Below are 729 nucleotides of genomic sequence, written 5' to 3'. Positions count from 1 at the left end.
CCCATGTCGATGTCGACATTGCTGTCGATGGTGCTGTTCCTCTCGAACGTGTCGCTGTACGAGGTATCCATGTCGTGGGTAGCGGTCGTCGTCCGGTCGAACGAATCGCTGTAGGACGTATCCACGTCGTGGGCGATGGTGGTGTCGCGATCGAACGAGTCGCTGTACGACAGGTCCATGGCCTTGGTCACGTCCGAGGTGTATGACGTGTCGACCGTGTTGTTCACATCGGAGGTATACGAAGTATCGACCGTATTGTCGACCGTATTGGTGACAGCGGGGGTGTAGGCCTTGTCTACCGTCGAGGGGTAGGACTTGGTCTTGCTGAGGTTCGTATCGACGTTGGTATCGACGTCAGTATCGATCGTGGTGTTGGTCGTCCAGTTGTTGACGATGTTGTTGTCGATGGTGGTTTCGGCATTGGCCGATGTCGCGGCGGCGATCGCCACGGCAAGCACGGTCCACTTGATGTTCCTTTTCATGGTGTCCTCTCTCTCTTGCTTTTCAGGTTGGTAGGATTACCGCCTCACGGACCGGGCGAAATCGACAGCAACAGCTGGTTGCCGGTTTCATTGGGAAAAAAAATAATCCAAGAAAAACCGGTACTGATGAAACGAAAGCCGACACTGCGCCGTCTAGACATCTCGGCGCTCGAGCAGGTTTTGAACGAAATCTGAGCACACCAGCAGTGTCTAAAGGTGTACACGGTTATCACCGCTGCCTGCTACG

Annotated in this window: 1 protein-coding gene; it reads right to left on the bottom strand. The window is 54.6% G+C overall.

The genetic code is table 11. The features are described 5' to 3' along the window. On the bottom strand, positions 1–482 hold a 482-nt coding region (locus CSC73_RS18310), incomplete at its 3' end, for a hypothetical protein (protein WP_211840936.1). Between the last annotated feature and the right edge of the window lie 247 nt (positions 483–729).

This window comes from Pseudoxanthomonas sacheonensis (assembly GCF_010093305.1).
Classification (GTDB): domain Bacteria; phylum Pseudomonadota; class Gammaproteobacteria; order Xanthomonadales; family Xanthomonadaceae; genus Pseudoxanthomonas_A; species Pseudoxanthomonas_A sacheonensis.
Note: the sequence above shows the minus strand (reverse complement) of the source record. Positions and strands in the feature narration are given on the sequence as shown.